The organism is Eubacterium sp. AF22-8LB, assembly GCF_003458715.1.
Taxonomy (GTDB): Bacteria; Bacillota_I; Bacilli_A; order Erysipelotrichales; family Erysipelotrichaceae; genus Holdemanella.
Window position 1 is genome coordinate 18422 of sequence record NZ_QRVI01000014.1, and the last position, 24970, is coordinate 43391.

Sequence of the window (24970 nt, forward strand, 5' to 3'; positions counted from 1 at the left end):
TAACAAGATCCGTTTTCAACCACTTTTACATTTTATTTACATTTTCTTACATTAAAGATTGTTCTGTTCTACCAATAATATCATCTTGCGTCTTTTTAGAAAGCACATTAAAGAAAGCACTATATCCGGCTACACGAACAATTAAATCCTTATGATTTTCAGGATGCTTCTGTGCATCAATCAAAGTTTCTTTAGAAACAATGTTATATTGCACGTGATATCCATGTAAACGATTAAAGAAAGTTTTAATCAGCAATTCTAATTTTTGTCGATTTTCTTCAGTCGACAACATTTGAGGTGTCATTTTTTGATTTAGTAGAACTCCACCCGTAATTTTATTTGTACGAAGCTTAGACACACTTTTAAACACAGCTGTAGGTCCATTTTTATCGCTATTATGCGCTGGACTGCAACCCTCGGCCAAAGGTTCGAATGCATTTCGTCCATCTGGCGTAGCCATCGTTGACATACCTTGTCCAACATTCGCACTAATTGAAGAAGTTCCTGCATAGCGAATTCCGCCAATTGGTCCTCTATTATAGCGTGTATTCGGATATTTTTCGATTTCTTCAATATAAGAATCATAGGCTTCCACAATTAACTGATCGACATAATCATCATCATTTCCATATTTTGGAGCTTCACGAATCAACATTTCCTGAATTTTTTTGTTTTCAGGTGATGAAAAATCATCTAAGATCGCATTCCAAAGCTCATGTCTTGTGATTTTCTTTTCTTCATACACTAACTTCTTTATAGCTGCCAAACAATCTGCCATGTTCGCAATTCCTACTTGAAGTCCTGAAATAAAATCATAGACCGCTCCACCTTCTTTGATTGTTTTGCCTCTGGCAATACAATCATCTGTCAAAGCCGAACAAAGAATGTCTGGTACATCTCTTTCAGATGCCTTATCAATTACATTTTCTACAATAACACTATATCGAGTAATTTCCCTTATTGTTTTATCCCATGCTTCTAAAAGTTCTTCATAACTTTCCATTTCCGTAAAATAGCCGTATCCTTTTGTAAAACGTTTATTACTTGTAAGATCCACACCGTTATTCATCGTACACAAAAGCATTCTTGGAAAATTGATATAAGACATTCCCGTACAACGATAACCCCATTTACCTGGAACTGCTGTTTCAACACAGCCTATGGCACTATAATTGTAGGCATCCTCCTCTTTAACGCCCCAATCCATAAATGAAGGAATTATAATTTCGTCATTGTTTAATGCTGGCATTCCAAAGCCTAAACGCATAACCTCTATACATTCATCCAAAAAATGTTTATTGATATTCTTGTGATAGCGCACAGTTAAATTTGGTTGTGTCAACCTTGTCTGTGCAACAGATTTCAAAACTAAAAAACTCAAATCATTGACTGCATCCTTTTTATCTGTTGTTTGGCCTGCAATCGTTACATTTTGATACATAGGAGAACCTGCCGAACTTAGCGTATGCGCTTGAGAACGAACTTTATTGATTGTAAGTGTCTTTATCCACAAGCATGTCAACAGTTCCAAGGCTTCTGATTCGTTTATAGTCCCATTTTTAATATCTCGATTATAATATGGATACATATATTGATCGAATCTGCCGTAACTCAAAGAATGTCCATTGGATTCAATTTGTAAAATCAATTGAATAAACCATACGGATTGTACCGCTTCTTGAAATGTTTCTGCTGGTTCATATGGAACTTTTGAACAAATTCTACTGATCTCTAATAATTCAATCTTTCTTTCTTGATTCAATTCTTTTTCTGCTAAATCCTCCGCAAGAACGCTGTAACGATTCGCAAAATTACGCACCGCCTCCAGTACTATAAGAACTGCATTATAGAAACAATACTTGTCAATATTATCTGGATTCGTTAAATCAAGAGTAGCTTTACATTCTTTTACACGCTTTTCGTATCCTCTTAATCCATCCTTCAAAATACGCTCATAGTTCACCGCCAAATGCGCATCTCCTGCATTTAACTTACCTTCCATTCCAAATACACCTGTTTCCATAAAGACACGAACTTCTTCAGGAAGAAGAGCTTCTCCTCTTGCACGCAAATTGTTATTCTGCCAGAATGGCGCAATTTCTCTAAGTTGTTCCTTGGTCTTTTCAGTGATATAGAATACGTCCCCATCCCTTTGCTCAAACTGATCCAATTCATTCATAACAAATTCCATAGTATACTCAGGAAAAATAGGAGCATTACGATTCTTAGTTGCCTGATTTCCTGCTAAAAGAGATTTGTCTTCAATATATATACTCATATTATCAAGAACCTTTTCTAGCATTTTAGCTCGAACCATCACTCGTGGTTGATTTAAATTTTCTTTGTAAGCAAGAGTTGCTAAAATTGCACGTTGTGCATCAATATAAGGTTTTTCATCTAAAACTTCTTCTCGAAATTCTTTCATTCGTTCTGTCAATGTTCCAAAATGTTCTACATTTTCCATGTCCGTCCTCCCATAACATTTCATTCGTAACTTTAAATTCTTTTATTTGCAATTTTAAAATAGCATTACACTCATTTCATGTCAATATAAATTTCATTTAAAATGTTTTATACTTTCATTTGTAATTTTAGTTGTTGATTTCCTTCTTTGAAATGTTTATACTCTATATGAGGAAATTAAAATGACAACAACAAATCGAAATACAACAGGAATTATTTTTAACATTCAAAAATTCAGCGTAAATGACGGTCCAGGAATTCGTACTACCGTTTTTCTAAAGGGATGTCCTCTTCGTTGTAAGTGGTGTGCAAATCCTGAAAGTCAGCTTATACAAACACAAATTCTTTGGGATCAAAAAAAATGTATAAATTGTCAACATTGCATTGAAGCCTGTCCAAAAAATGCTATAAAAATAATTGATAAATCCATCAAAATCAACCACAGTCAATGTAGTGGATGTAAGAAATGTGTATATGAATGTCCAAGAAACGCATTAAGTGCACAAGGCGAACAAAAATCTGTGGAAGAAGTGCTTAAAATTGTTTTACAAGATCAAGCCTTCTATGAAGAAAGTGGTGGTGGTCTAACGCTTTCTGGAGGTGAGCTCTTACTTCAACCTGAGTTTTCAAGAGAACTTCTCTTAGCCGCTAAAGAAGAAGGAATTCATACATGTTGTGAAACAACCGGTTTTGCGACAGAGGAAACATTTGATCACGTTATGGAATATGTAGATTACATTCTTTTTGATATGAAACACTGGAACACAGATAAACATATAGAAGGTACAGGTATTTCTAATAAGTTACCATTGCTGAACATGAAACATGCCATCGCCAAAGGCAAATCAGTTCTTGTGCGAATCCCTGTTATACCTGGTTTCAATGATTCTTTGGATGACGCAAAAGAATTTTCAAAAGAACTTCACGACATTGGAGTAAACAAGTGTCAACTTCTACCATTCCATCAATTTGGAGAAAATAAATATCATCTTTTAAATATAAAATACGATTATGAAGATATTCCTTCGTATCATCCAGAAGATTTAAAAGAGTATTTAAATATATTTAAAGAAAATAACATTAACGCTTTTTTCTAAATTTCACTTTCATTTGAAATCGAAAACACTTATTATATAAACAAAATGATAGGAATCAACGTAAATGAAAAATAGAACAAATAAAATACTAGAATTACTGACATCTGAAAAGAAAATTGAAGTTTCTCAACTTGCTGAATATCTAAGCGTTTCACAGGTAACGGTCCGTAAAGATTTAGATGCATTAGAAGCTAAAGGAATCATCAAACGCGAGCATGGTTATGCAGTATTATGTAGTGCAGATGATATCAATGGTAGAATCGCATATCATTATGAAGAAAAGAAAAAAATAGCCTTAAAAGCTGCCGAACTTGTAAGTGAGGGCGATACAATTATGATTGAAAGTGGTAGTTGTTGTGCACTTTTAGCTGATACGTTAACACAACTTCATAAAGACTTAACAATTATTACCAACAGTGCTTTTATCGCAGAATATATTCGTGGAAAATCAAATTTTCAAATTATTCTTTTAGGTGGAATTTATCAACAAGATTCACAAGTTATGGTAGGTCCTATGGTTCAAGAATGTGTATCCAACTTTTTTGTCGATTATTTTTTCATCGGTACAGATGGATATGATTCTAGAATCGGCTTTTCAAATCGCGATCAAATGCGAGCACAAGCCGTACGTGATATGTCACATCAAGCCGAACAAATAATCGTGCTAACAGAAAGTGATAAATTTTCTAAGCGTGGAGTTGTACCATTAAATTTAAAAAATAAAGTAAAAACGGTTATAACTGATCATTCTATTGATTCTTCCTATATCGAAGAGCTCAATAACCAGAACATTCAAATCATTAAGGTTTAAAAAAGGATTTCAAAACGAAATCCTTTTTAATATTAATCATCAATATAAGCTGTAGCCATTGATTGTGACCACATAAATGTAGAAGAAGTCTTCAAACCTTTTACTTTCTTATTACGCAAACAATACGTTTGTACACCATCTGTTGGTAAGTATGCACATAGTTCTGCTTGACGAACATAAGCCTTTAAGTAAGCAGCAGCTGAAGCATCTTTATCTGCTGTATAAGCACCTGCAGCCAAGTAAGAATCTAATTCATCATCTTTTAAACGAGCAAAGTTATTTACACCTTTAGATTGAATTAAATAGTCAACACCTGTATCTTCAGGACTTCCATAAGAGAATCCTAGATATGAAATATCCCAATCGCCAACAGCTGAATCATCACCTACAGTAGAAATTACCGTATTAAATTCCATTGTATTTGCTTTAAATTCTACACCTAGCTCTCCCCATTGTTTTTGTAACATAGGAATCAATGTATCCATCGCATCTTTTTCTTTTGTAGCTAAGAATTTAACAGATAATTTTTGGCCATCTTTTTCACGAATACCATCACTGCCAACTTTCCATCCAGCATCATCTAAGATTTGTTTTGCCTTTTCTACATCATAATCATAGTAAGTAGCCCCATCAACTTTTTCTTCACCACGAATATATGCACCATTTTCGCCAGATACTGGATTACCAAATAAGCCTGGTACATATGCCAATTTAGCATCTTTATCATCTAATTTATAATAGCTTGCGATATAGGCTTCACGATCAAATCCATAAGCCAATGCTTGACGTACTGCTTGATCTTGACATGCGCCTGCAGCTGTATTCATAAACAAGAAGTCTTCACGATCGCTTGGATAAGAACCCAAAGTCAAACCTTTGTCTTTATCTTTGGCAACCGTATTAATCTTATTGGCATCTACTACATCTGGAATATAGTCTACCGTTCCATTTTCCAACTCTTTAATTTCAGTCGAAGTTTCAGTCTTCTTAATCATAATCTTAGAAATTTGGTATTCTCCATCTTTGGCTTTAAAGTTTTCGTTACGATCCAATGAAGCACCTTCTGTTTTAGAGAATGATTTCAATTTATAAGGACCTGTTCCAATAGGATTGCTGTTGTTCTTTTCAACATTCGAAGTTTTTCCCTTCTTATACTTCAATGTTTTTGCACTACAAATCTTTTGTGTTCCCAAAGTCGATTCTGCATCGATTTTTGGTTTTGACATGTGGAATACAACTGTATAATCGTCTGGTGTTTCAATACCTGAAACATCTTTTGCATCTCCATCATGATATTCGCTATATCCATTTAAGAAATCAACATTACTTGAAAAACGTCCTGTATAACTTGGGTCAGCCATAACGCTAAATGTTGCCTTTACATCTTTTGAAGTAAATTTAGATCCATCGCTGAATTTAACACCTTTCTTCAATTTAAATGTCATCGTTGTTCCATCATCACTGATAGTTGGTAATTCTTTTGCCAATTCTGGAACTAAATTGGCATCCTTATCATATGCCAATAATCCTTGATATACCAAGTTAACTACGTTTGAATCATTGGATGTCTGATAATACATTGGAGAAAAATCTCCATTCATTTCCGTAAACAATCCAACTGTTAATGTTTGTTCTTTACTAGAACCCGATCCCCCTGCAGAGCATCCTGCAAGTACAAATGCCATACCTAGGGCACATACACTTCTCTTATTCATAATCATTACCTCTTCCTCTTTGTATGTAAACAATTATATGTTTTTCTGAAACTTTTTCAATTGTTTTTCGATATTTCAGATACAAAAAGCATAAGAGTTATTTAATATGCCTTATATAACGCATTTATATGTGTTTCTATTTTGGAAATGATATATTTCTAAAATAGAAAAAAGCTTATCTTTTATGATAAGCTTCATATAATTCATTCTTTTTACATGCCATTTCTTTGGCAACTAAACCAATAGCTTCCTTCGTACGCATACCTGATTCAATGTATTCATCTACTTTTGAAATTGCAGTATACATGTCAAATACAACTTCATCTTGTTTAAAGCCATCCATGATAATGACCATTTCCCCTTTGCATGTTGCTGCCACTTCTAAGACTTCCTGGATGGTCCCACGGATATATTCTTCATGAACCTTTGTCAATTCTCTAGCTAAACACATTTGGCGATTACCTAATACATCTAACATATCCTGCAAAGTATCTTCAATACGGTGTGGTGCTTCATAGAAAATAGTTGTATAAGGAATTGTTTTGATTTCTTCTAATTGTTTCTTTCTTTTTGAACTTTTATTTTCTAAAAAACCATAAAACAAATAATGATAACAACTTAATCCACTTGCTACTAATGCATTCATTGCAGCATTCGCACCTGAAACAGAAACAACATTGAAACCGTGTGAAATTGTTTCTTGCACAAGTTTTTGACCTGGATCCGATACTAGAGGATACCCTGCATCTGAAACAACCGCAACATCTTCTCCATTTTCTAATCGTTCAATAATCTTAGGAATACTTGTCTGCTGATTATGTTCGTGATGAGACATCAACATAGTATCAATTCCATATGCCATCAACAATTTTTTTGTATTACGCGTGTCTTCTGCTGCAATAACATTTACATTTTTTAATACATCCAAAGCTCTTGGTGTCATTTCCTGTAGATTTCCAATTGGTGTAGGAACCAAGTACAAAGTAGATGTATCTGATTCGAAACTTTTCTGTCTAATCATTGTTAAAATCCTTATCTGGCCATACATCTTTGAAGTCTACAAATAAGACTTCTTCTTTATTTTCTAGCTTTGCTTGTTTTTGAAGAACATTCATACTCGAAATACGATATTTTTTACCTTGATAGCTTACAATCGAATTCATTTTAGGAAGATCCTTGCGCATTCTTGTATACTCTTCATTTTCAAAGCGTAAGCAACACATCAATTTTCCACACTGTCCACTCAATTTTTGAATATTCAATGCCAACATTTGATTTTTTGCCATATTGATAGATACAGTGTCAAAATCTGACATAAATCTTGAGCAGCAGCATTCCATACCACAATTACCAATTCCACCTACGATCTTAGCTTTATTTCTTGGCCCTACTTGTCTTAATTCAATACGACAATGTAGATGTTGCGCTAGATCTTTTAATAATTGTCTAAAATCTACACGATCATCCGATACATAAGTAAAAATAACCTTTGTACGATCCAAAGTGTATTCTGAACTGATAAGATGCATATCCAATTTTAAATTGGCTATACAATCCTGACAAATCTTCATGGCTTCTTTCGCTTTTTCAATATTTTCTGCCTTACACTTAATATCTTCAGAAGTTGCCTTTCGAACTACTGGTTTAATATCTCCTTTTACTTTTGAAGCATCAAAGTCAACGGTTGGAACACAAACTTTACCTAACTCCTGTCCTCGTACAGTTTCAACAACAACAATATCATTAGTATAATATTTTACATTTGAACCAAACGTATATGCTTTCTTCGACTCTTCAAATTGAATATAAACAATATATTTATATGTTACTTTTTCTTCTGCACTCACTTAATCACAGCCTTCCTAATATCATAATAAAGCTTATCCATAAATAATCCCAAATCAACCGGTCGATACAACATATCCATATTTTCAACTAGAATCGAATATAGCTTTACTTTATTTTCCAAAGGTAAGTTTACCTTATTGTTTTTTACATAGAATAAAATCCATTGAATCCATAACTGTATCCAATCCTTATTCATACGATCTGATTTATTCACAAACACACTTGTCTGCATCTTTTCAATTTGTGCAAACGAAGATGCATTCTCAATATATTCAAATGCAATCTGCTTCAGCTCCTCAAAATCAGGTAGAGCTAACAATTCAATTGCCTTGTCGTACGTATATCCTGAATCCGCCAACATTTTTGCGTTTTCTTCCATTGTATTTTCTAACAATAAATGTTTACAGCTTTCAGGCTTGAAATGAATCGACTGACATCTCGATTGAATAGTAGGCAATACATTGGACTTTTCATCCGCAATTAATATACCATAAATCCCTTCACTTGGCTCCTCTAAAAACTTCAACAAGCTATTTGAAGCATCCGATGTAGCTTTATCATAATGGTCTAATATATATATTCTGGCATTTTGCTTTCCCGCACTAGTCGATTCAAAGAAAGCTTGTAAATCAACAATATCTTTCTTTTTAATCCGATCATTCGATACAATCATATAGTCTAAAGAATCTTCATTCTCTATTCGCTTACAGCTTTCACATTCTTGACACGCAAAGCCATCCACATCTACATGTTCACATACAATACTTTGCGCAAATAAGATGGCTGTTTCTAATTTGCTTGAGCCTTTTGGCCCATGAAATAAATAGGCATTCGCAACTCTTTGATTCTTTAAAGCGTTAGACAACGTCTGATACACAACAGGTTGTGCTTTTTTAAAATACACTTTATTCATGTTCTTTAATAACCTTTAAAACACATTCCATAGCACTTTTTAAAACCTCTTCTTTACAAGGCTCGGCATCAATCACTTCAATGCGCTCTGGATACATAGATACTAATGTTTCATAGCCCTGACGCACAGCTTTATGGAATGAACTTTCTTCTTGATCCAAACGATTCAAGTCACCACGAAGATTCATACGTTTTTTACCCGTTTCTACACTAACGGATAAAAATAGAGTCTTTTCAGGCATACATCCATCAATCGCAAACTGATTAATATCCCATACTTCTTTTAAACCTATGCCTCGTGCAATTCCTTGGTATGCCAAACTAGAATCAATAAAGCGATCACACAATACGATTTTCTTATTTTCTAATGCAGGAAGAACAACTTCTTTTAAATGTTGTCTTCGGCTTGCCGCATATAATAATGCTTCTGTACGATCATCCATCTCCGTATTGTTTACATCTAATAATATATTACGAATGGATTCTGCAATTTTACTTCCACCTGGTTCTCTTGTATAAATACAATCGTATCCCATTTTAATCAATTCTTCTTGTACCGCTTTACATACGGTTGTTTTTCCCGATCCATCATTTCCTTCAAACGTTATAAATACACCTTGTTTCATATTTTCCCTCACCATATATATTCAATAATTATTATTTTCTAATATCTATTCCTCATTTAAACATAGCCCTCTTCGGTTTTCAAGTGATTATTAACATCATATTTTACGGTTTTCAAATATATTTAGGCGTCAAAAAATACAGTTTTCAAGAAAAAAACACCCATAAGCATTCAACTTATGGGTATCTTCTAATTATAATGTTTTTCCTGTTAACATTGTGTAAGCTTGAAGATATTTTTCAATAGTCTTATCCACAATCTCTTGAGGAAGTGTCCAGTCATTATCTGGATTTGCCTTTAGCCAGTCACGCGCAAATTGTTTGTCAAATGATGGTTGTGAATGACCAGCTTCATATCCATCTGCAGGCCAGAAACGAGAACTGTCAGGAGTTAACATTTCATCACCAATAACAATATTTCCATTTTCGTCTAAACCAAATTCAAATTTTGTATCCGCAATAATAATTCCTTTGCTTAAAGCATACTCAGCACATTTTTTATATAATGCGATTGTGCAATCTTTGATTTTAGTTGCATATTCTTCACCATGTCCTGGGAAATATTTTTCTAAGTGTGCAATACTTTGTTCAAAAGAAATATTTTCATCGTGATCACCAATTTCTGCCTTTGTACTAGGTGTATAAATTGGTTCTGGAAGTTGTTGTGATTCTTGTAATCCTTCTGGAAGTTCAATACCACAAACCTTTCCTGTTTCTTTGTAGCTAGCCCATCCGCTACCTGTGATGTAACCACGAACAATACATTCGATTGGAAGCATGTTCAATTTACGACATAACATTGATTTTCCTTCAAATTTTTTTTGTTGGAAATATTCTGGCATATCCTTTGTATCTACACTGATCATGTGGTTAGGTAAGATATCACTTGTGTAGTCAAACCAAAATTTTGACATCTGCGTTAAAACAGTTCCTTTTTTTGTAACTTCATTGTTTAGAATCACATCAAAACAACTGATACGATCTGTCGCAACCATAATAAGGTTGTCCCCATTGTCGTAAATCTCACGTACTTTTCCTTCTTTAATTGGTTTTAATTCCTGCATCTCGAATCTCCTTTTCTGCGTACAAGACAAAGATACAACTAAAACAAATTTAACACAATATGAAAATAAGGAAATCCAAAGATTTCCTTACAAATTATTAACATTTAATGCACGAATCGCATTTAATACGGCAATAATCATAACTCCAACGTCCGCAAAAATCGCAACCCACATATTCGCAATACCAACAGCACCTAATAATAAACAGATTAATTTAACACCAATCGCAAAATAAATATTCTCATATACAATATGGATACATTTCTTCGCAATCTTAATGGCTTTAGAAATCTTTAATGGATCATCATCCATCAATACAATATCGGCTGCTTCAATGGCTGCATCACTGCCTAAAGCACCCATCGCAATACCAATATCGGCTCTTGATAATACAGGCGCATCATTGATTCCATCTCCGACAAAGGCAAGATTTTCTTTCGATTGTTTTAAAGATAATAATTCTTCAACTTTATTCACCTTATCTTGAGGTAATAATCCCGAATACACTTTATCAATATGTAATTCAGAAGCTACTTTATCTGCCACACTTTTTACATCCCCAGTCAACATGACTGTTTGTTTAATGCCAGCCTTCTTTAATGCTTCAATAGCCTCTTTGGCATGTGGCTTCAACATATCCGAAATCACAATGTGACCTGCATATTTGCCATCAATAGCCATATGAACAATGGTTCCTACAGAATGGCATTCTTGATAAGGAATATTATACATCTTCATCAATTTATCATTACCCGCAAGTACTTGCACCCCATCTATTACAGCTTTAACACCATGGCCACTGATTTCTTCTACATTTTCAATACGAGATTTATCAATTGTGTTTCCATACGCCTTTAATAAACTCTTAGAAATAGGATGCGTCGAATAGCTTTCGGCCATTGCTGCATACTCCAGTAACTTCTCTTTAGGAATATTCGCATGATGAATTCCAGCCACCTCAAAGACACCTTGTGTCATCGTCCCCGTTTTATCAAATACAACATATTTACATGAAGCTAAAGCCTCTAAATAGTTTGAGCCTTTCACTAAAACACCTTGATTGCTGGCGCCACCAATTCCGGCAAAGAAACTTAAAGGAATACTTATAACCAATGCACATGGACAAGAAATAACTAAGAACGTTAGAGCACGATATAGCCATGTACCAAAGTCAGCAGGATTTCCCATAATCAAATTAAATACAGGTGGAAGCAAGAACAAGGCCAAAGCACTATAACATACGGCTGGCGTATAAATTCTCGCAAAACGTGAAATAAAGGCTTCCGAACGAGATTTCTTGCTTGATGCATTTTCAACCAAATCCAAAATTTTTGATACAGTGGATTCCCCAAATTCTTTTGTTGTTTTAATTTTCAACAGCCCTGTCATATTGATGCAACCACTAATTACTTCATCATTTTCACTGACTTCTCTAGGCAAGCTTTCCCCTGTTAAAGCCGCTGTATTTAAAGTAGAACTTCCTTCAACGACAATTCCATCAATAGCCACTTTTTCCCCAGGCTTGACTACTATGATTGTACCAATTTCTACTTCATCTGGATCTACCTGTTCAAGATTTCCATCCTCATCTTCAACATTGGCATAATCCGGACGAATATCCATTAATTCCGTGATGTTTTTACGACTCTTACCTACCGCATAGCTCTGGAACCATTCCCCAATCTGATAGAACAACATAACGGCTGTTGCTTCATCAAAAGATTTTAAACTAATAGCTCCCACAGTTGCGACAGCCATAAGAAAGTTTTCATCAAATACCTGGCGATTTCTAATTCCTTTAAAAGCCTTAAGAAGAATATCATAACCAATCTCTAAATAGGCTACTAAAAATAAAAGAATCTCAATATATTCAGGAAGCTTTGCGACCTTAATTATAATAAAAAGAATACTCGCAACGATAATTCGTTTTAACATCTTCTTCTGTTTCTTATTCATAGTTATTTCACCTCATTTAAAACATTAATTGTTCAATCATTCAACTATAATGATCGAAAAATAGAGATGCTTTCGCATCTTACTTTTCATTAAAAGAAAATTTCGCAATCGTCTTCTACTTTTTTACAGTTTTCTAAAACACGAGCCATGACTTCTTTAGGTTGAACGCCATCTTCGAATTCAACATTCATCTTTAACATCATGAAGTTAACAACAGCACTCTTAACACCTTCTGTATTATTAGCAGCTACTTCCATTTTGTTTGCACAGTTTGCGCAATCTACATCAATCTTATAACTCTTTTTCATATTATTTTCCTCCACATTTGAATAGTTGAACATGTATTCAACTTTTTACACTTTCATTATATAGGATTCATACATGATGTCAATAACATTTTTGACAATTGTTCAATCATTCAACTATAATAAATAAAAAAGGAGAACTTATGATTGGTACACATTGTGACTGCAAGCCTAAAAATACAGAATTAGTACAAGAAGTAAAAGAAAATATGCCTGCCTTTGATGAAATTATGAACCTATCTGATTTCTTTAAAGTTATGGGAGATAGTACACGTCTTCAGCTTTTATTATCCCTTCAACAAAGTGAAATGTGCGTATCGGATTTAGCCAACGTACTCGATATGACGAAATCTGCCGTATCGCACCAACTAAAGGCTTTACGCCTTTCTAAATTGATTAAATCTAGAAAAGAAGGAAAGACTGTTTACTATTCATTAGATGATGAACATATTGAAACCATTCTAGGCATGGCTTTTGATCATACAAAGGAACATTAAGAGGAAGATCGAATCTTCCTTTTTTTTTGATTTAAACGTAAAACAAAGTCAATTATGTTATTCAGACATATATACCATATGTACACAACATATAAAAGCATTATCACACAAAACAGATAACGTTTACATTGATAAAAAGACTTGAATTTCAAAATCATGAGAACTAAAATACGAGCTTATAGAAAAACGAATTTTGTCTTAATTCGTAAATTCACGGATTATCTCCATCGTTTTTTTATTGTTTCGAAAGGAGGAGCAATGGAAGAGTTCACAAAAGAATTACTCGATCAGTTAAACGTTGACACCGCGTTTACTATCGGTCCCTTTGCGATTAGTGAATCTGTTGTCATCACATGGGTTGTCATGGCTATACTTGTTTTACTTTCTGCTTGGTTAACACGAGGACTCAAAGTTCATAATCCAGGTAAGAAACAAATTGTAGCGGAAAGTATTGTCATATGGCTAGATAAATTCACAATCTCCATGCTTGGTGAAAATGCCAAAGAATACAGTACCTACATTTCAACCATCCTATTATATATAGGTCTTGCGAATATCATTGGTATCTTTGGTATGAAACCCCCAACCAAAGATATGAATGTCACTATCGCACTAGCACTTATGAGCATTGTATTGATTGAAATCAGTGGAATACGAGCTAAAGGCATGAAAGGCTGGATCAAAAACTTTACTCAACCCGTCGCCGTTGTTACACCCATCAATATTCTTGAAGTGTTTACACGTCCTTTATCACTGTGTATGCGTCTATTTGGTAATGTCATTGGTGCCTTCGTCATTATGGAAATGATCAAAATGGTCGTTCCTGTCTTTATACCTACTGTATTTAGCTTGTACTTTGATTTCTTTGATGGATTCATTCAAGCTTATGTATTCGTCTTTTTAACATCACTATTTATCGCAGAAGCGACAGAAACAGAATAAAATTAGGAGGAAATAAAAATGAGTTTAACAGCAATCGGAGTTGGAATGGCAGCACTTGCCGTTATTGGTGGAGGATTAGGTATTGGTTTTGCGACAAGCAGTGCCGTAAAAGCAATTGCCCAACAACCAGAAGCTCACGGGAAAATTCGTAGTACTTTATTAATTGGTGCCGCATTAGCCGAAGCAACAGCCATCTACGGATTTGTATTAGGTATTTTAATCATTTTAATGGTGAAATAGGTGGGATAATCTATGTTAAGAATTGATTCCAATATTCTTTGGACAATCATCAATCTACTTATTTTATATGCACTGATGAAACATTTTCTATTTCAACCAGTACATGACATTCTTGAAAAGAGAAAACAAGAAATAGAATCTGATTTTGCCTTGGCAAATCAACAAAAACAAGAAGCTCTTGAATCAAAAAACAAAGCCAATCAACAGCTTGAAAATATGCAGACAATTTGTGATGGTATGCTAGCGGATGCAAAAGAAAAAGCCAGCCTTGAATACGAACAAATTATTGCGGATGCAAACAAGAAATCCGATGAAATGATTGAACAAGCACGCACCAAAACGATTGAAGCTGCCAATGAGGAAAAGGCAAAAGCTAAATCTGAAATCGCGGATTTGATTAATAAAGCGGCTGATAAAATCACAAATACAAAGAGCGATGAAAAACTATATGATGATTTTTTAAAGGAAATGAAATAAATGAACAACGAAAATTTAAATGCAACCTTACGCTGTGTAACACGACCAAGTTCAGCGCAAGAAGAGAAAATAAAGACATTCCTTAAAAATAAATACCAAGTTGAAAACGTAACACTCAATATCAGTATTGATCCAAGTGTACGTGGTGGATTTATCCTAAGCGCAAATAATGATGAATACGATTGGTCTACACGTTCTCGTCAGCAGCAGCTTCAAGAACAAATTCAAGCTGCCAGGGATCAAGCCATTCAAATGAAAAAAGATGGAACGCTTATGTCCATCTTAAAAGAGGCTATTGAACAATTCGAAGCCACTTCACAAGAAAATGAAGTAGGCTATGTTGAAACAATTGGAGATGGTATCGCAACCATTTCCGGACTTGATCATGCGATGTATGGAGAAGTTGTTGTTTTTGAAAATGGTACAAAGGGAATGGTACTCGATATTACAACCGACAACATTGGTGTTATTCTATTTGATACAGAAGGTACCATTGGTCAGGGTACAAAGGTATCTCGAACAAAAAAACAAGCAGGTATGCCAGTAAGTGCAAATTTTCTTGGACGTGTTGTAGATCCACTTGGAAATCCAATAGATGGTCTTGGTTCTATTGAAGCCACTGAAATGCGCCCTATTGAAGAGCCTGCACCAAGTATTATTGATCGTAAGCCAGTCACAACCCCTATGGAAACAGGCATTCTATCGATCGATTCTATGTTCCCTATTGGAAGGGGGCAGCGTGAACTGATTATTGGTGATCGCCAAACGGGTAAGACCTCAATCGCATTGGATACGATACTAAATCAAAAAGGAAAAGATTGTATCTGTATTTATGTCTCTATTGCACAAAAGGCAAGTACAGTTGCCAACCTAGTCAATACATTAAAGAAAAATGATGCGATGGAATATACAGTTATTGTGAACTCTACTGCAGCCGATTCTGCCAGCCTACAATATATTGCGCCTTATTCTGCAACTTCCTTAGCAGAATACTTTATGCACCAAGGCAAAGATGTACTTATTGTCTATGATGATTTAAGTAAACATGCCGTTGCCTATCGTACGATTTCCTTATTACTAGGAAGATCTCCTGGACGTGAAGCTTATCCGGGTGATGTATTCTATTTACATTCTAGACTACTAGAACGTTCTTCTAGATTAAATTCAGGTGGATCTATTACAGCCCTTCCAATCATCGAAACACAAGACGGAGATGTAAGTGCATATATTCCAACCAACGTCATTTCAATTACAGATGGTCAAATCTTCTTGGAAAGCGATTTATTCTTCGAAGGACAAAGACCAGCTGTTAACGTCGGTTTATCGGTTAGCCGTGTTGGTGGTGCCGCTCAAACAAAAGCCATGAAAAAAGCATCCGGTTCTTTACGAATCAACTTAGCTCAATACCGTGAAATGAAGGAATTTACGCAATTTGCCTCTGACTTGGACGATGCGACAAAGCGACAACTTCAACATGGTCAAGTGCTTATGGAACTTTTGAAGCAACCTCTAAATCATCCTATGTCACATGCAGATATGGTTATTATTTTGGTTGTTGCAGATGCAGGAATTTTAGATGACGTAGATTCAAAACAAGTCAAAAAAGAAGAAACAAAATTATTAGACTGGTTTAATGAAAATCATAGTGAAATCAGTCGTGAAATCAACACAACTAAAAAACTGGATGACAATTTAAAAACAAGAATCATTACACTCGCAAAACAATATAGGGGACAAGAATAATGTCGCAAATTCGAGAAATTAAAGATCGAATGAATGGTATTCAATCGACTATGAAGATCACAAAAGCCATGTATATGATTTCTTCAACAAAAATGAATACTGCCAAACAAAAAGCAGCGAATACCAATCCTTATTTTTATTCATTAAGGAAACAAATTCTGACAATTCTTCAAAATCTTCCAGATCACTTTGAACATCCTTACTTAGATAGTCGAGAATATATTGACGAAAAACATCAAAATAAAGCTATTATCTGTGTTACTGGAGATAAGGGATTGGCTGGTGCCTATAATCTTAATGTCTTAAAGCTAACTGAACAAACCATTAAGGCTCATCCAAACTATAAGCTCTATATGATTGGAGAAGTTGGAAGGCAATACTTTTTAAGACGACACATTCCTGTTGAAGAAAGCTTTTTATATACAGCGCAAAACCCAACTTTAAGTCGTGCAAGATCCATTTCGAGTAAAATGCTTGAACTTTATGCTGAAAAAGCAATAGATGAAGTATTAATCATCTATACGCGTATGGATCAGCATAATCAATTTACGGTTGATGTGGAACAGTTGCTTCCTCTATATCGTTTAAACCATGAAGTTGAAGTTGGTGGACAAACCATTCACTCCATTCAATTGGAGCCAAGTCCAGCAGAATTATTAAACATTGTCATCCCTGATTATTTATCTGGTTTTATTTATAGTGCCCTTGTTGAATCCTATGCATCAGAGAACTTTGCGCGTATGCAGGCAATGGATTCAGCCAACAAAAATGGTGAAGAACTATTAAACAGTTTATCTTTACAATACAATCGTCAAAGACAAGCAAAAATCACACAAGAAATAACAGAAGTTGCGGCTGGTGCCAAAGCTAGAAGGCAACAGTTACAAAAAAAGAAAAGGAGTCAATCCACATGCAAATAGGAAAAATCACACAAGTTACGGGTCCTGTTGTAGACGTACATTTTGATGAAACGCCACTTCCATATATTCAAACTGCTTTGCAGGTTGATAATCATGGCAAAAAAGTTGTGATGGAAGTTATGCAGCACATTGGAACCGATACCGTTCGTTGTATCATGTTATCGCCTAGCGAAGGCTTACAAAAAGATATGCCCGTCTTATCTACAGGGATGGGTATCGAAATCCCCGTTGGAACACAAAATTTAGGACGTTTGTTTAATGTTTTGGGAGATACAATCGATGGAAAAGAAGCTATTGATACGGATACATATTGGCCTATTCATAGAAAACCACCAAAATTTGAAGATCAATCTCCTGTTACAGAAGTTCTTGAAACAGGAATTAAAGTCATTGACTTATTAGCCCCTTATGCCAAGGGTGGAAAGATTGGATTGTTTGGAGGTGCTGGTGTTGGAAAAACCGTATTGATTCAAGAATTGATTCGAAATATTGCCAGCGAGCACGGTGGATATTCTATCTTTACAGGTGTAGGAGAAAGAAGTCGTGAAGGAAACGATTTATATACAGAAATGAGTGAATCTGGCGTCATTAAAAATACAGCCCTAGTTTTTGGACAAATGAATGAAAGTCCAGGGGCTAGAATGCGTGTTGCCGAAACAGGTCTTACAATGGCTGAATATTTCCGTGATGTAGAACATAAAGACGTTTTATTATTTATCGACAACATCTTCCGTTTTGTACAAGCCGGATCCGAAGTTTCTTCTTTACTTGGACGTATGCCATCCGCCGTTGGTTACCAACCTACTTTAGCGAATGAAATGGGACAGCTTCAAGAGCGTATTTCTTCCACAAAAAACGGATCTGTTACCAGTGTACAAGCTGTATACGTTCCTGCAGACGATTTAACTGACCCTGCTCCAGCAACAACCTTTGAACATTTGGATGCGACAACCGTCTTATCTCGTAAAGTTGTTGAACAAGGTATTTATCCAGCTGTAGACCCACTTGAATCGAGTTCAAGAATTCTTCAACCTGATATCGTAGGAGAAGAACACTACGAAACAGCTCAACGTGTTTTACAATATCTTCAAAAATATAAAGAACTACAAGATATTATTGCCATTTTAGGAATGGATGAATTAAGTGATGAAGATAAAACCGTTGTAGCAAGAGCCCGTCGTCTACGTAACTTTATGGCTCAACCATTCCACGTAGCTGAACAATTTACTTCGATTCCAGGAAAATATGTTCCTCTACAAGATACAATCAAAGGATTTAAGGCGATCTTAGATGGAGAAATGGACGAATATCCTGAAAGTGCATTTTTCAATGTAGGAACCATTGAAGAAGTCAAAGAAAAAGCGAAAGAAGTATAATTATGGAACTTTTTGATTTAAAAATCATGGCGAGTGATCACGTGTTCTATAATGGTAAAGCACAAGTATTAACGATACATACGCCAAATGGCAGTAAACAATTTCTTGCGCATCATGCCAAAACCATCTATGCGATAACGCCTGGACTTTTAAAAATCCGTCTTGAAGATAATTCGGAAATTGAAGTTGTTAGTGGATTAGGATCTATGATCTTTTCAAACAACCAAGCCGAAGTCTTAGTCGATACGTGTGAAACACAAGAAGAACTAGACGCAAGAAGAGCCAAAGAATCTTTAGAACGTGCTAAAGAAAGAATGAGACAGAAACAATCGATTCGTGAATATTATATGTCACAAGCTAGTATGGCAAGAGCCTTAGCTCGTTTACAATTTAAAGATAAACACATTAATTAATAGTAACTACTAGAAAAAGCTTATACCTTTCATGAAGATATAGGCTTTTTTCCTTTATATAAAGATCTTTTACATTTTTTCCGACCTCACCCATGAATTACAGAAATATATAAACTAAAAATTCAATCAAAAAAAGAGATTTCTAGTTTGAAACCTCTTTTTACATACAACATTTTATTTTCAATTTATGCATTATTTAAAATAAATATTATAAACAACTGTCGAATTATTCATTGGCTTTTAAGCTTGAAACCATATCAATCGTTTTAATTTTTCTTGCCAATAACTTATTCATCACATATGAAACTAAAACGGTTCCTATAATTGCGTACACATAAGATATCCATTCAACTACAGCTGGAAAATCATACGTATCATTTAATGCGTTTGTATAAATATATGACAGCATATAATAACCTAGTGGTAAGCCAATAATCATTCCCACCAACATGATCCATGTGTTTTGTTTGATAAAGATTTCTTTAATTTGTTTATCCTTAAAGCCTAATACCTTTAATGTCGCAAATTGATATTGTTTTTCAGTAAATGATAACACACCCAAGTTATATAAGATGACACAACCTAATAAGACTGCAAATACAATCAATAAGACCATCATCGATTTCATAGCTTCAAGCATACTCTCTACACCTTCTTGAATCGATTCAATACTGCTAATCTTAGAAACACCATCTAATTTTTTAGCCTTCTTATTTGTATAAATAGAATCTGGACGATATGTATATCCTAATTTTTCAAAATATTTCTTTGACATTGTGAATTGCTGCGTTTGTGGATCACGATTCAAACCAACAACCTTACTTGTATACCAAGTAGAATCTCCTGTCAAATGCCATTTGATTGTATCTCCTACTTGAACTCCATACTTTTCAGCTAGCTTTTCTGTTAAATAGATTCCATTTGAATGAATAGACATAACTTTTTCATCATGATCTGTGATATTCAATTTATCTTTTCCATCCGACACAAGCATGGATCTTGTTTCTGTTTTACCATGGTTTTTGAATTCAATCGCAACACTTTTACTTGTGGCATCTCCATACAAGTGAGTTAAATGATCATATTGTTCTTTTGTATAATCACTATTTAAACTAATTTTATATTGATATGTATTGATTATTTTATATTCCCAATCCATATAAGATTCAATCGTATCCCACAATCCAAACGAACATACAAGTAACATTGTACATCCAATAATTCCAACACATGCTGCAATACTTCTTCCTTTATTGCGGGCTATATCTCGAATATTCCATCTTGTCGATAATTTACATTTATTAAATTTTACAGACCAATCCAAACTATTCTTTTTTACCTTTGGCACTTCTAGACGCAAAGCCTCACTTGCCGTTTCCTTTAAAATCTTTCTGGAAGAAAGATATGTGACTAAAGAAATCAAAGCTACAACCAAAACTGCTGTTTGAATCACAGCCGGCAACAATACAGTATGGATATTTGGCATTTCAAAATAGCTTGCCTCCATATCAATAAAGAATTGCCCAATTGTAAAATATCCAACCACAACACCTAATACAGCCGCAACAAGGCTGATCATAAAGCCAAATCCAATATAATGGATATAGATTTTTCTATTTTTAAATCCAAGTGCTTTTAAAGTACCAATCTGCACTCTTTGTTGGCGAACAAAACGATTCATAGTACTCATTACACTCAATATCGCAATCATTAAAAACAATCCCGTAAATACAGGTGCATAAGTTTGACCTTCTTCTACTTCTGATTGATATCCTGCATATGAAAAAGAAGCATCTCGATCTGTTACAGATAAAAAATCAAAATTCTTTTGAATCGCTTTTTTTACTGATGACACATTATTTTTCTTATCCACATCCACATAAGCCTTATTATATGTAACATCGAAATTCATTTCTTTTGAAAAAGTATCAGCTGGTATATACACAAAACCATAGTTTTTATGTGTAGGAAATATTTCTGTAGAATCCTTCACAAAATATACATGATCTGGTGTATTCACTAAACCTTTTACTTTTAATTTCAAAGTTTGACCAGAAATATCCAGTTTTAAAGTATCTCCCACATGAATATTTAAATATTCTGCCAAATAACTATCGAACCACACCCCTTTTTTATTCGATGCATATTTTTCCCCTTTGATAACGTACATTTTAGAAATGGTATTCTCTTCCAAAACATTTGTTTCTAAAGTTACATCTTTGTATCCCTTTAATTTCGCATTCAAAACCAATGATCGATTTACATCACTTATATGATCCATAGACTTTAATTTCTCTAAATCCGAATCTGCAACATTCGTATTTGTAATCCATAGATCCTGCAAATTATATTCTTTATAATACGCTTTAGCACTTTCATCCATACCATCCATATAGCCATGGATGCCACTAAATGCCAACATTCCAATAAACACCATCAGAAAAATTGTAAAGAATTGTCCCTTATAACGCCAAAGATCACGATATAGTTTTCTTCTCAACATTACCAGTTCACCTCATCTATGTTCTTTGGTTGTTTATTCACAACATTCTCAATAATTTTTCCATTCTTTAAACGAATCACACGATCTGCTACATCTGCAATCAATGCATTATGCGTTACAATCACAACTGTATTTTCTTTTGTGCATTCACGCAATAACTTTAATATCTCTACTCCCGTATTTGAATCTAAAGCCCCAGTAGGTTCATCGCAAAGTAATAACTTTGGATTTTTCGCAATCGCACGCGCAATCGATACACGCTGCTGTTCACCTCCACTTAATTGATTTGGAAACTTATTTTCTTGACCATTTAAACCTACCTTATTCAATATTTCAGTCGAATCCTTTGCGTTTTTAACCACATCCCGAATCAAATCCACATTTTCCTTCACCGTCAGTGTCGGCAAAATATTATAAAATTGAAAGATAAACCCAATATTTTCTGCACGATAATCCGTTAATTCTTTTTCACTATACCCACTAATATCGAGCCCATCCATATATACTTTTCCATCTGTCACATGATCCATTCCACCCATAATATTTAAAAGTGTCGACTTACCCGCTCCACTTGGTCCTAAAATCACAACCATTTCATGTTGATCAATCGAAAAAGAAACATCATCTAATGCATAAAATGCTTTTTCTCCTACTTCATACTTTTTTGATACCCCATTAAATTCTATACATTTCTTCATAATCGTTCTCCTGTTAGTTATATCTAACTTTACGATTAGTATACTCTAACTTAAAGTGTTCCTCAAGAATAAATTACGCCAATAGCAATTAAAAAGTTGTTTAATCTTTTCTTTCATGCTAAGACAAGGATACAAAAAAGAACATACAAATATGTAAGTTCTGGAGAATTTTGTAGTAAAAACCACCTACAAACTTTGTGAGAGTTAGGCGTAGGTAGTTTTTATTTTGTTTATTGATTCATACAATAAGAAGCTAAATCACAGTGCCAATGTGAAATAGACATTAAATATACACATACAGCATTGAATTTCTATAATTCACTTTATATAAAGTATAAATCCAGATTAACTGTCGAAGAAAAAAGAACAAGATTTCTCTTGTCCTTAGTTTAATTGATATCTACATTCTTGATTATTGACTAAATGCTTTAGACTTTCCAATGAACAATGCACCATATCATAAGACACTTGATCTGTATAAAAGGCTGCATGCGGTGTCACAATGACATTAGGATAGGCTTTTAATATCAATAAGTCTCGATTCTTGATGACATTATAGTTATGGTCAATATGAATAACTTCCTGCTCATTTTCAAAAGAATCTATACCCGCACCACCAATGATGCCATTTTCAATTCCTTCAATCAACGCATTTGTATCAATAATTTCTCCACGAGATGTATTAATAATCAATACGCCTGGTTTCATCTTTTTGATTACATTCGCATTGATCATATAACGATTTTGATCTGTTAAAGGCATATGAAGTGTAATAATATCACTCGTTTTGATCAAAGTATCAAAATCTACAAATTCTACCAAATCCTTTTGATCTTCTCTAGGACAATCTGTATAGGCTTGAATTTTACACCCAAAGCCCTTTAAATCACGAGCTACACAAGATCCAATTCTACCTAAACCAATAATACCCACTGTCAAATTATGCATTTCTTTGCCTTGAATTCCATGTAGAGAATAATCCATACATCGACTTCTTTCTAACATATGCGCAAAACGACGAGTCAACGCCAACATCAAAAGAATAGTAAAGTCCGCTACACAATCGGGTGAATATGAAACGTTCGCAACTTTAATACCATATTCATTCGCGGCCTTTAAATCAATTTGATCATATCCAATTGTACGCGTTGATAAAGCCTTAATTCCATAGCCTGAAAGAATCTTTAAAATATCTCGATCTGCCTGACATACACCTACAATGGAAACGGCATCAAAGCCTTTTGTCCAATGCACCGTTTCCATATTTAAATGTTCAGTATGAATTTCAACTTCAACATTCAGTTTCTTGGCAACAGGCTCCATGAAACATTCTTCATCTTCACGAACCCCAAACGCAATGACTTTCATCAGAATTCAAACTCCTCATCTAAAAATGCCTTCAACAAGTCAATGGAAGCACGAATATCTTTCTTATTCACAATCGCATTCGGTCCATGTGTATAACGAGTAACAACACTTACAGCACAAGCCTTCACACCATCATTACTTAAGTTCATAGAACTCGCATCTGTTCCACCTACATAAATCACATCTTTTTGAAAAGGAATGCCATCACGTTTTGCACATCCAATCATTTTTTCAACTAAACATTCATCACAAATAACGGATGTATCACTAATCTTAATAGCCGTACCATTTCCTGGTGTATTGTTTCCTTCTAAATCTCCTGGATGATCCATACCCGGAGTCACATCCACGGCTACTCCAATATCTGGTTGAATACGATGTGCTGTTACTTGAGAACCACGACAACCTACTTCCTCTTGTACAGTGAACACAAAGAAAGCATCATTATAGAATGATTCTTTCTCCATCAATGTCTTTAGCTGCATATAACACCCAACACGATCATCAATCGCTTTAGCCGTTACAAAATCACCTGCTAATTCTTCATAAGGACCTTCATAAATGGCAACATCACCAACATCCACATATTTTAAGACTTCTTCTTTACTAGAAACACCAATATCGACATAAAGATTTGTGAATTGACCATTCAAGTCTTCCGGACGTACACGACTCGCAACAATTCCTATCGTTCCATTACGGAAACGAACTCTAGATTGATATGTTGTATACATCCATGAACATCCCATCGATTTCACCATAATACGTCCATCTTGTTCAATTTTGATAACCTGCAAACCAATCTCATCCATATGTGCACAAAGCATTACTTTCTTTTTATTTACACCTGTACCTTTTTTATAAACAATCAAATTTCCAATCGCATCTTCAATAATCTCATCGGCATAACCTTGCACTTTTTCTTTAATAAATGCACGAACTTCTCTTTCGTAACCACTGACACCATGAAGCTGCGTTAACTCTTTAAATAATTCCAT

23 protein-coding genes are annotated in these 24970 nt (G+C 34.6%); 10 read left to right on the forward strand and 13 right to left on the reverse strand.

The features are described 5' to 3' along the window. Window positions 1-46: 46 nt before the first annotated feature. Window positions 47-2464 (reverse strand): glycyl radical protein, encoded by a 2418-nt coding sequence (locus DWY01_RS06720; protein WP_117995388.1) that lies wholly within the window; start codon window positions 2462-2464, stop codon window positions 47-49. Window positions 2465-2645: 181 nt separating this feature from the next. Between DWY01_RS06720 and DWY01_RS06725 the strand changes: the two genes are divergently transcribed. Beyond that, window positions 2646-3560, forward strand: a complete 915-nt coding sequence (locus tag DWY01_RS06725) for a glycyl-radical enzyme activating protein (RefSeq protein WP_117995390.1) — start codon at window positions 2646-2648, stop codon at window positions 3558-3560. A gap of 64 nt (window positions 3561-3624) precedes the next feature. Beyond that, window positions 3625-4371, forward strand: a complete 747-nt coding sequence (locus DWY01_RS06730; RefSeq protein ID WP_117995393.1) for a DeoR/GlpR family DNA-binding transcription regulator — start codon at window positions 3625-3627, stop codon at window positions 4369-4371. Between the two features lie 32 nt (window positions 4372-4403). Here DWY01_RS06730 and DWY01_RS06735 read toward each other — a convergent pair whose 3' ends face one another. The 8 genes from DWY01_RS06735 to DWY01_RS06770 form a co-directional block, all read right to left on the reverse strand. Next, window positions 4404-6086 carry an ABC transporter substrate-binding protein gene (locus DWY01_RS06735; protein ID WP_117995426.1) on the reverse strand — a complete coding sequence of 561 codons (1683 nt, stop codon included), beginning with the start codon at window positions 6084-6086 and terminating at the stop codon, window positions 4404-4406. A gap of 175 nt (window positions 6087-6261) precedes the next feature. Then, window positions 6262-7107, reverse strand: a complete 846-nt coding sequence (gene rsmI, locus DWY01_RS06740; protein ID WP_117995396.1) for a 16S rRNA (cytidine(1402)-2'-O)-methyltransferase — start codon at window positions 7105-7107, stop codon at window positions 6262-6264. Then, window positions 7100-7933 carry a regulatory iron-sulfur-containing complex subunit RicT gene (ricT, locus tag DWY01_RS06745; protein ID WP_117995398.1) on the reverse strand — a complete coding sequence of 278 codons (834 nt, stop codon included), beginning with the start codon at window positions 7931-7933 and terminating at the stop codon, window positions 7100-7102. Before ricT ends, rsmI begins: the two co-directional genes overlap by 8 nt. Beyond that, complete coding sequence (locus tag DWY01_RS06750) at window positions 7930-8847, reverse strand: DNA polymerase III subunit (protein WP_117995399.1); 918 nt, start codon at window positions 8845-8847, stop codon at window positions 7930-7932. The genes ricT and DWY01_RS06750 overlap by 4 nt, the downstream gene beginning before the upstream one ends. After that, complete coding sequence (gene tmk / locus DWY01_RS06755; protein WP_040466405.1) at window positions 8840-9472, reverse strand: dTMP kinase; 633 nt, start codon at window positions 9470-9472, stop codon at window positions 8840-8842. The genes DWY01_RS06750 and tmk overlap by 8 nt, the downstream gene beginning before the upstream one ends. Window positions 9473-9664: 192 nt before the next feature. Beyond that, window positions 9665-10534 (reverse strand): phosphoribosylaminoimidazolesuccinocarboxamide synthase, encoded by an 870-nt coding sequence (locus DWY01_RS06760; RefSeq protein WP_117995400.1) that lies wholly within the window; start codon window positions 10532-10534, stop codon window positions 9665-9667. Between the two features lie 87 nt (window positions 10535-10621). Further along, window positions 10622-12490: a heavy metal translocating P-type ATPase gene (locus tag DWY01_RS06765; RefSeq protein WP_117995401.1), complete on the reverse strand. Its 1869-nt coding sequence runs from the start codon at window positions 12488-12490 to the stop codon at window positions 10622-10624. Window positions 12491-12579: 89 nt separating this feature from the next. Continuing rightward, complete coding sequence (locus tag DWY01_RS06770; protein ID WP_040466406.1) at window positions 12580-12798, reverse strand: cation transporter; 219 nt, start codon at window positions 12796-12798, stop codon at window positions 12580-12582. 140 nt (window positions 12799-12938) lie between these two features. Between DWY01_RS06770 and DWY01_RS06775 the strand changes: the two genes are divergently transcribed. The 8 genes from DWY01_RS06775 to DWY01_RS06810 all read left to right on the forward strand — a co-directional run bounded on the left by DWY01_RS06775 (window position 12939) and on the right by DWY01_RS06810 (window position 19403). After that, complete coding sequence (locus DWY01_RS06775) at window positions 12939-13292, forward strand: helix-turn-helix transcriptional regulator (protein WP_040466407.1); 354 nt, start codon at window positions 12939-12941, stop codon at window positions 13290-13292. Window positions 13293-13550: 258 nt separating this feature from the next. Beyond that, window positions 13551-14234 carry a F0F1 ATP synthase subunit A gene (locus DWY01_RS06780; protein ID WP_117995402.1) on the forward strand — a complete coding sequence of 228 codons (684 nt, stop codon included), beginning with the start codon at window positions 13551-13553 and terminating at the stop codon, window positions 14232-14234. An 18-nt stretch (window positions 14235-14252) separates the two neighbouring features. After that, the gene (gene atpE / locus DWY01_RS06785; RefSeq protein WP_040466409.1) at window positions 14253-14474 is read left to right on the forward strand and encodes an ATP synthase F0 subunit C; all 222 of its coding nucleotides are present in this window, start codon (window positions 14253-14255) and stop codon (window positions 14472-14474) included. 12 nt (window positions 14475-14486) lie between these two features. Further along, the gene (gene atpF, locus DWY01_RS06790; protein ID WP_117995403.1) at window positions 14487-14951 is read left to right on the forward strand and encodes a F0F1 ATP synthase subunit B; all 465 of its coding nucleotides are present in this window, start codon (window positions 14487-14489) and stop codon (window positions 14949-14951) included. Continuing rightward, a complete protein-coding gene (gene atpA, locus DWY01_RS06795) occupies window positions 14952-16694 on the forward strand; it encodes a F0F1 ATP synthase subunit alpha (protein WP_117995404.1) in 1743 nt (580 codons plus the stop codon). After that, window positions 16694-17614 carry an ATP synthase F1 subunit gamma gene (gene atpG / locus DWY01_RS06800; RefSeq protein WP_117995405.1) on the forward strand — a complete coding sequence of 307 codons (921 nt, stop codon included), beginning with the start codon at window positions 16694-16696 and terminating at the stop codon, window positions 17612-17614. The genes atpA and atpG overlap by 1 nt, the downstream gene beginning before the upstream one ends. Then, window positions 17605-18990, forward strand: coding sequence for a F0F1 ATP synthase subunit beta (gene atpD, locus DWY01_RS06805; RefSeq protein ID WP_117995406.1), 1386 nt, complete (start codon window positions 17605-17607; stop codon window positions 18988-18990). Before atpG ends, atpD begins: the two co-directional genes overlap by 10 nt. Before the next feature lie 2 nt (window positions 18991-18992). After that, window positions 18993-19403, forward strand: a complete 411-nt coding sequence (locus tag DWY01_RS06810) for a F0F1 ATP synthase subunit epsilon (protein WP_117995407.1) — start codon at window positions 18993-18995, stop codon at window positions 19401-19403. Between the two features lie 226 nt (window positions 19404-19629). On the opposite strand, the gene DWY01_RS06815 is transcribed toward DWY01_RS06810, so the two are convergent. The 4 genes from DWY01_RS06815 to DWY01_RS06830 form a co-directional block, all read right to left on the reverse strand. Continuing rightward, window positions 19630-21906 (reverse strand): ABC transporter permease, encoded by a 2277-nt coding sequence (locus DWY01_RS06815; RefSeq protein ID WP_117995408.1) that lies wholly within the window; start codon window positions 21904-21906, stop codon window positions 19630-19632. Continuing rightward, window positions 21906-22604, reverse strand: coding sequence for an ABC transporter ATP-binding protein (locus DWY01_RS06820; protein WP_117995409.1), 699 nt, complete (start codon window positions 22602-22604; stop codon window positions 21906-21908). Before DWY01_RS06820 ends, DWY01_RS06815 begins: the two co-directional genes overlap by 1 nt. 384 nt (window positions 22605-22988) lie before the next feature. Then, window positions 22989-23972 (reverse strand): NAD(P)-dependent oxidoreductase, encoded by a 984-nt coding sequence (locus DWY01_RS06825; protein WP_117995410.1) that lies wholly within the window; start codon window positions 23970-23972, stop codon window positions 22989-22991. Continuing rightward, entirely contained in the window at window positions 23972-24970 is a 999-nt protein-coding gene (locus DWY01_RS06830; RefSeq protein WP_117995411.1) for a M42 family metallopeptidase, read from the reverse strand. Before DWY01_RS06830 ends, DWY01_RS06825 begins: the two co-directional genes overlap by 1 nt.

What these genes read in the sequence shown, in the direction of transcription:
- DWY01_RS06720 (WP_117995388.1), bottom strand. Translation starts at nt 2,464, where the DNA reads ATGGAAAATGTAGAACATTTTGGAACATTGACAGAACGAATGAAAGAA.
- DWY01_RS06725 (WP_117995390.1), top strand. Translation starts at nt 2,646, where the DNA reads ATGACAACAACAAATCGAAATACAACAGGAATTATTTTTAACATTCAA.
- DWY01_RS06730 (WP_117995393.1), top strand. Translation starts at nt 3,625, where the DNA reads ATGAAAAATAGAACAAATAAAATACTAGAATTACTGACATCTGAAAAG.
- DWY01_RS06735 (WP_117995426.1), bottom strand. Translation starts at nt 6,086, where the DNA reads ATGAATAAGAGAAGTGTATGTGCCCTAGGTATGGCATTTGTACTTGCA.
- rsmI (WP_117995396.1), bottom strand. Translation starts at nt 7,107, where the DNA reads ATGATTAGACAGAAAAGTTTCGAATCAGATACATCTACTTTGTACTTG.
- DWY01_RS06750 (WP_117995399.1), bottom strand. Translation starts at nt 8,847, where the DNA reads ATGAATAAAGTGTATTTTAAAAAAGCACAACCTGTTGTGTATCAGACG.
- tmk (WP_040466405.1), bottom strand. Translation starts at nt 9,472, where the DNA reads ATGAAACAAGGTGTATTTATAACGTTTGAAGGAAATGATGGATCGGGA.
- DWY01_RS06760 (WP_117995400.1), bottom strand. Translation starts at nt 10,534, where the DNA reads ATGCAGGAATTAAAACCAATTAAAGAAGGAAAAGTACGTGAGATTTAC.
- DWY01_RS06765 (WP_117995401.1), bottom strand. Translation starts at nt 12,490, where the DNA reads ATGAATAAGAAACAGAAGAAGATGTTAAAACGAATTATCGTTGCGAGT.
- DWY01_RS06770 (WP_040466406.1), bottom strand. Translation starts at nt 12,798, where the DNA reads ATGAAAAAGAGTTATAAGATTGATGTAGATTGCGCAAACTGTGCAAAC.
- DWY01_RS06775 (WP_040466407.1), top strand. Translation starts at nt 12,939, where the DNA reads ATGATTGGTACACATTGTGACTGCAAGCCTAAAAATACAGAATTAGTA.
- DWY01_RS06780 (WP_117995402.1), top strand. Translation starts at nt 13,551, where the DNA reads ATGGAAGAGTTCACAAAAGAATTACTCGATCAGTTAAACGTTGACACC.
- atpE (WP_040466409.1), top strand. Translation starts at nt 14,253, where the DNA reads ATGAGTTTAACAGCAATCGGAGTTGGAATGGCAGCACTTGCCGTTATT.
- atpF (WP_117995403.1), top strand. Translation starts at nt 14,487, where the DNA reads ATGTTAAGAATTGATTCCAATATTCTTTGGACAATCATCAATCTACTT.
- atpA (WP_117995404.1), top strand. Translation starts at nt 14,952, where the DNA reads ATGAACAACGAAAATTTAAATGCAACCTTACGCTGTGTAACACGACCA.
- atpG (WP_117995405.1), top strand. Translation starts at nt 16,694, where the DNA reads ATGTCGCAAATTCGAGAAATTAAAGATCGAATGAATGGTATTCAATCG.
- atpD (WP_117995406.1), top strand. Translation starts at nt 17,605, where the DNA reads ATGCAAATAGGAAAAATCACACAAGTTACGGGTCCTGTTGTAGACGTA.
- DWY01_RS06810 (WP_117995407.1), top strand. Translation starts at nt 18,993, where the DNA reads ATGGAACTTTTTGATTTAAAAATCATGGCGAGTGATCACGTGTTCTAT.
- DWY01_RS06815 (WP_117995408.1), bottom strand. Translation starts at nt 21,906, where the DNA reads ATGTTGAGAAGAAAACTATATCGTGATCTTTGGCGTTATAAGGGACAA.
- DWY01_RS06820 (WP_117995409.1), bottom strand. Translation starts at nt 22,604, where the DNA reads ATGAAGAAATGTATAGAATTTAATGGGGTATCAAAAAAGTATGAAGTA.
- DWY01_RS06825 (WP_117995410.1), bottom strand. Translation starts at nt 23,972, where the DNA reads ATGAAAGTCATTGCGTTTGGGGTTCGTGAAGATGAAGAATGTTTCATG.
- DWY01_RS06830 (WP_117995411.1), bottom strand. Translation starts at nt 24,970, where the DNA reads ATGGAATTATTTAAAGAGTTAACGCAGCTTCATGGTGTCAGTGGTTAC.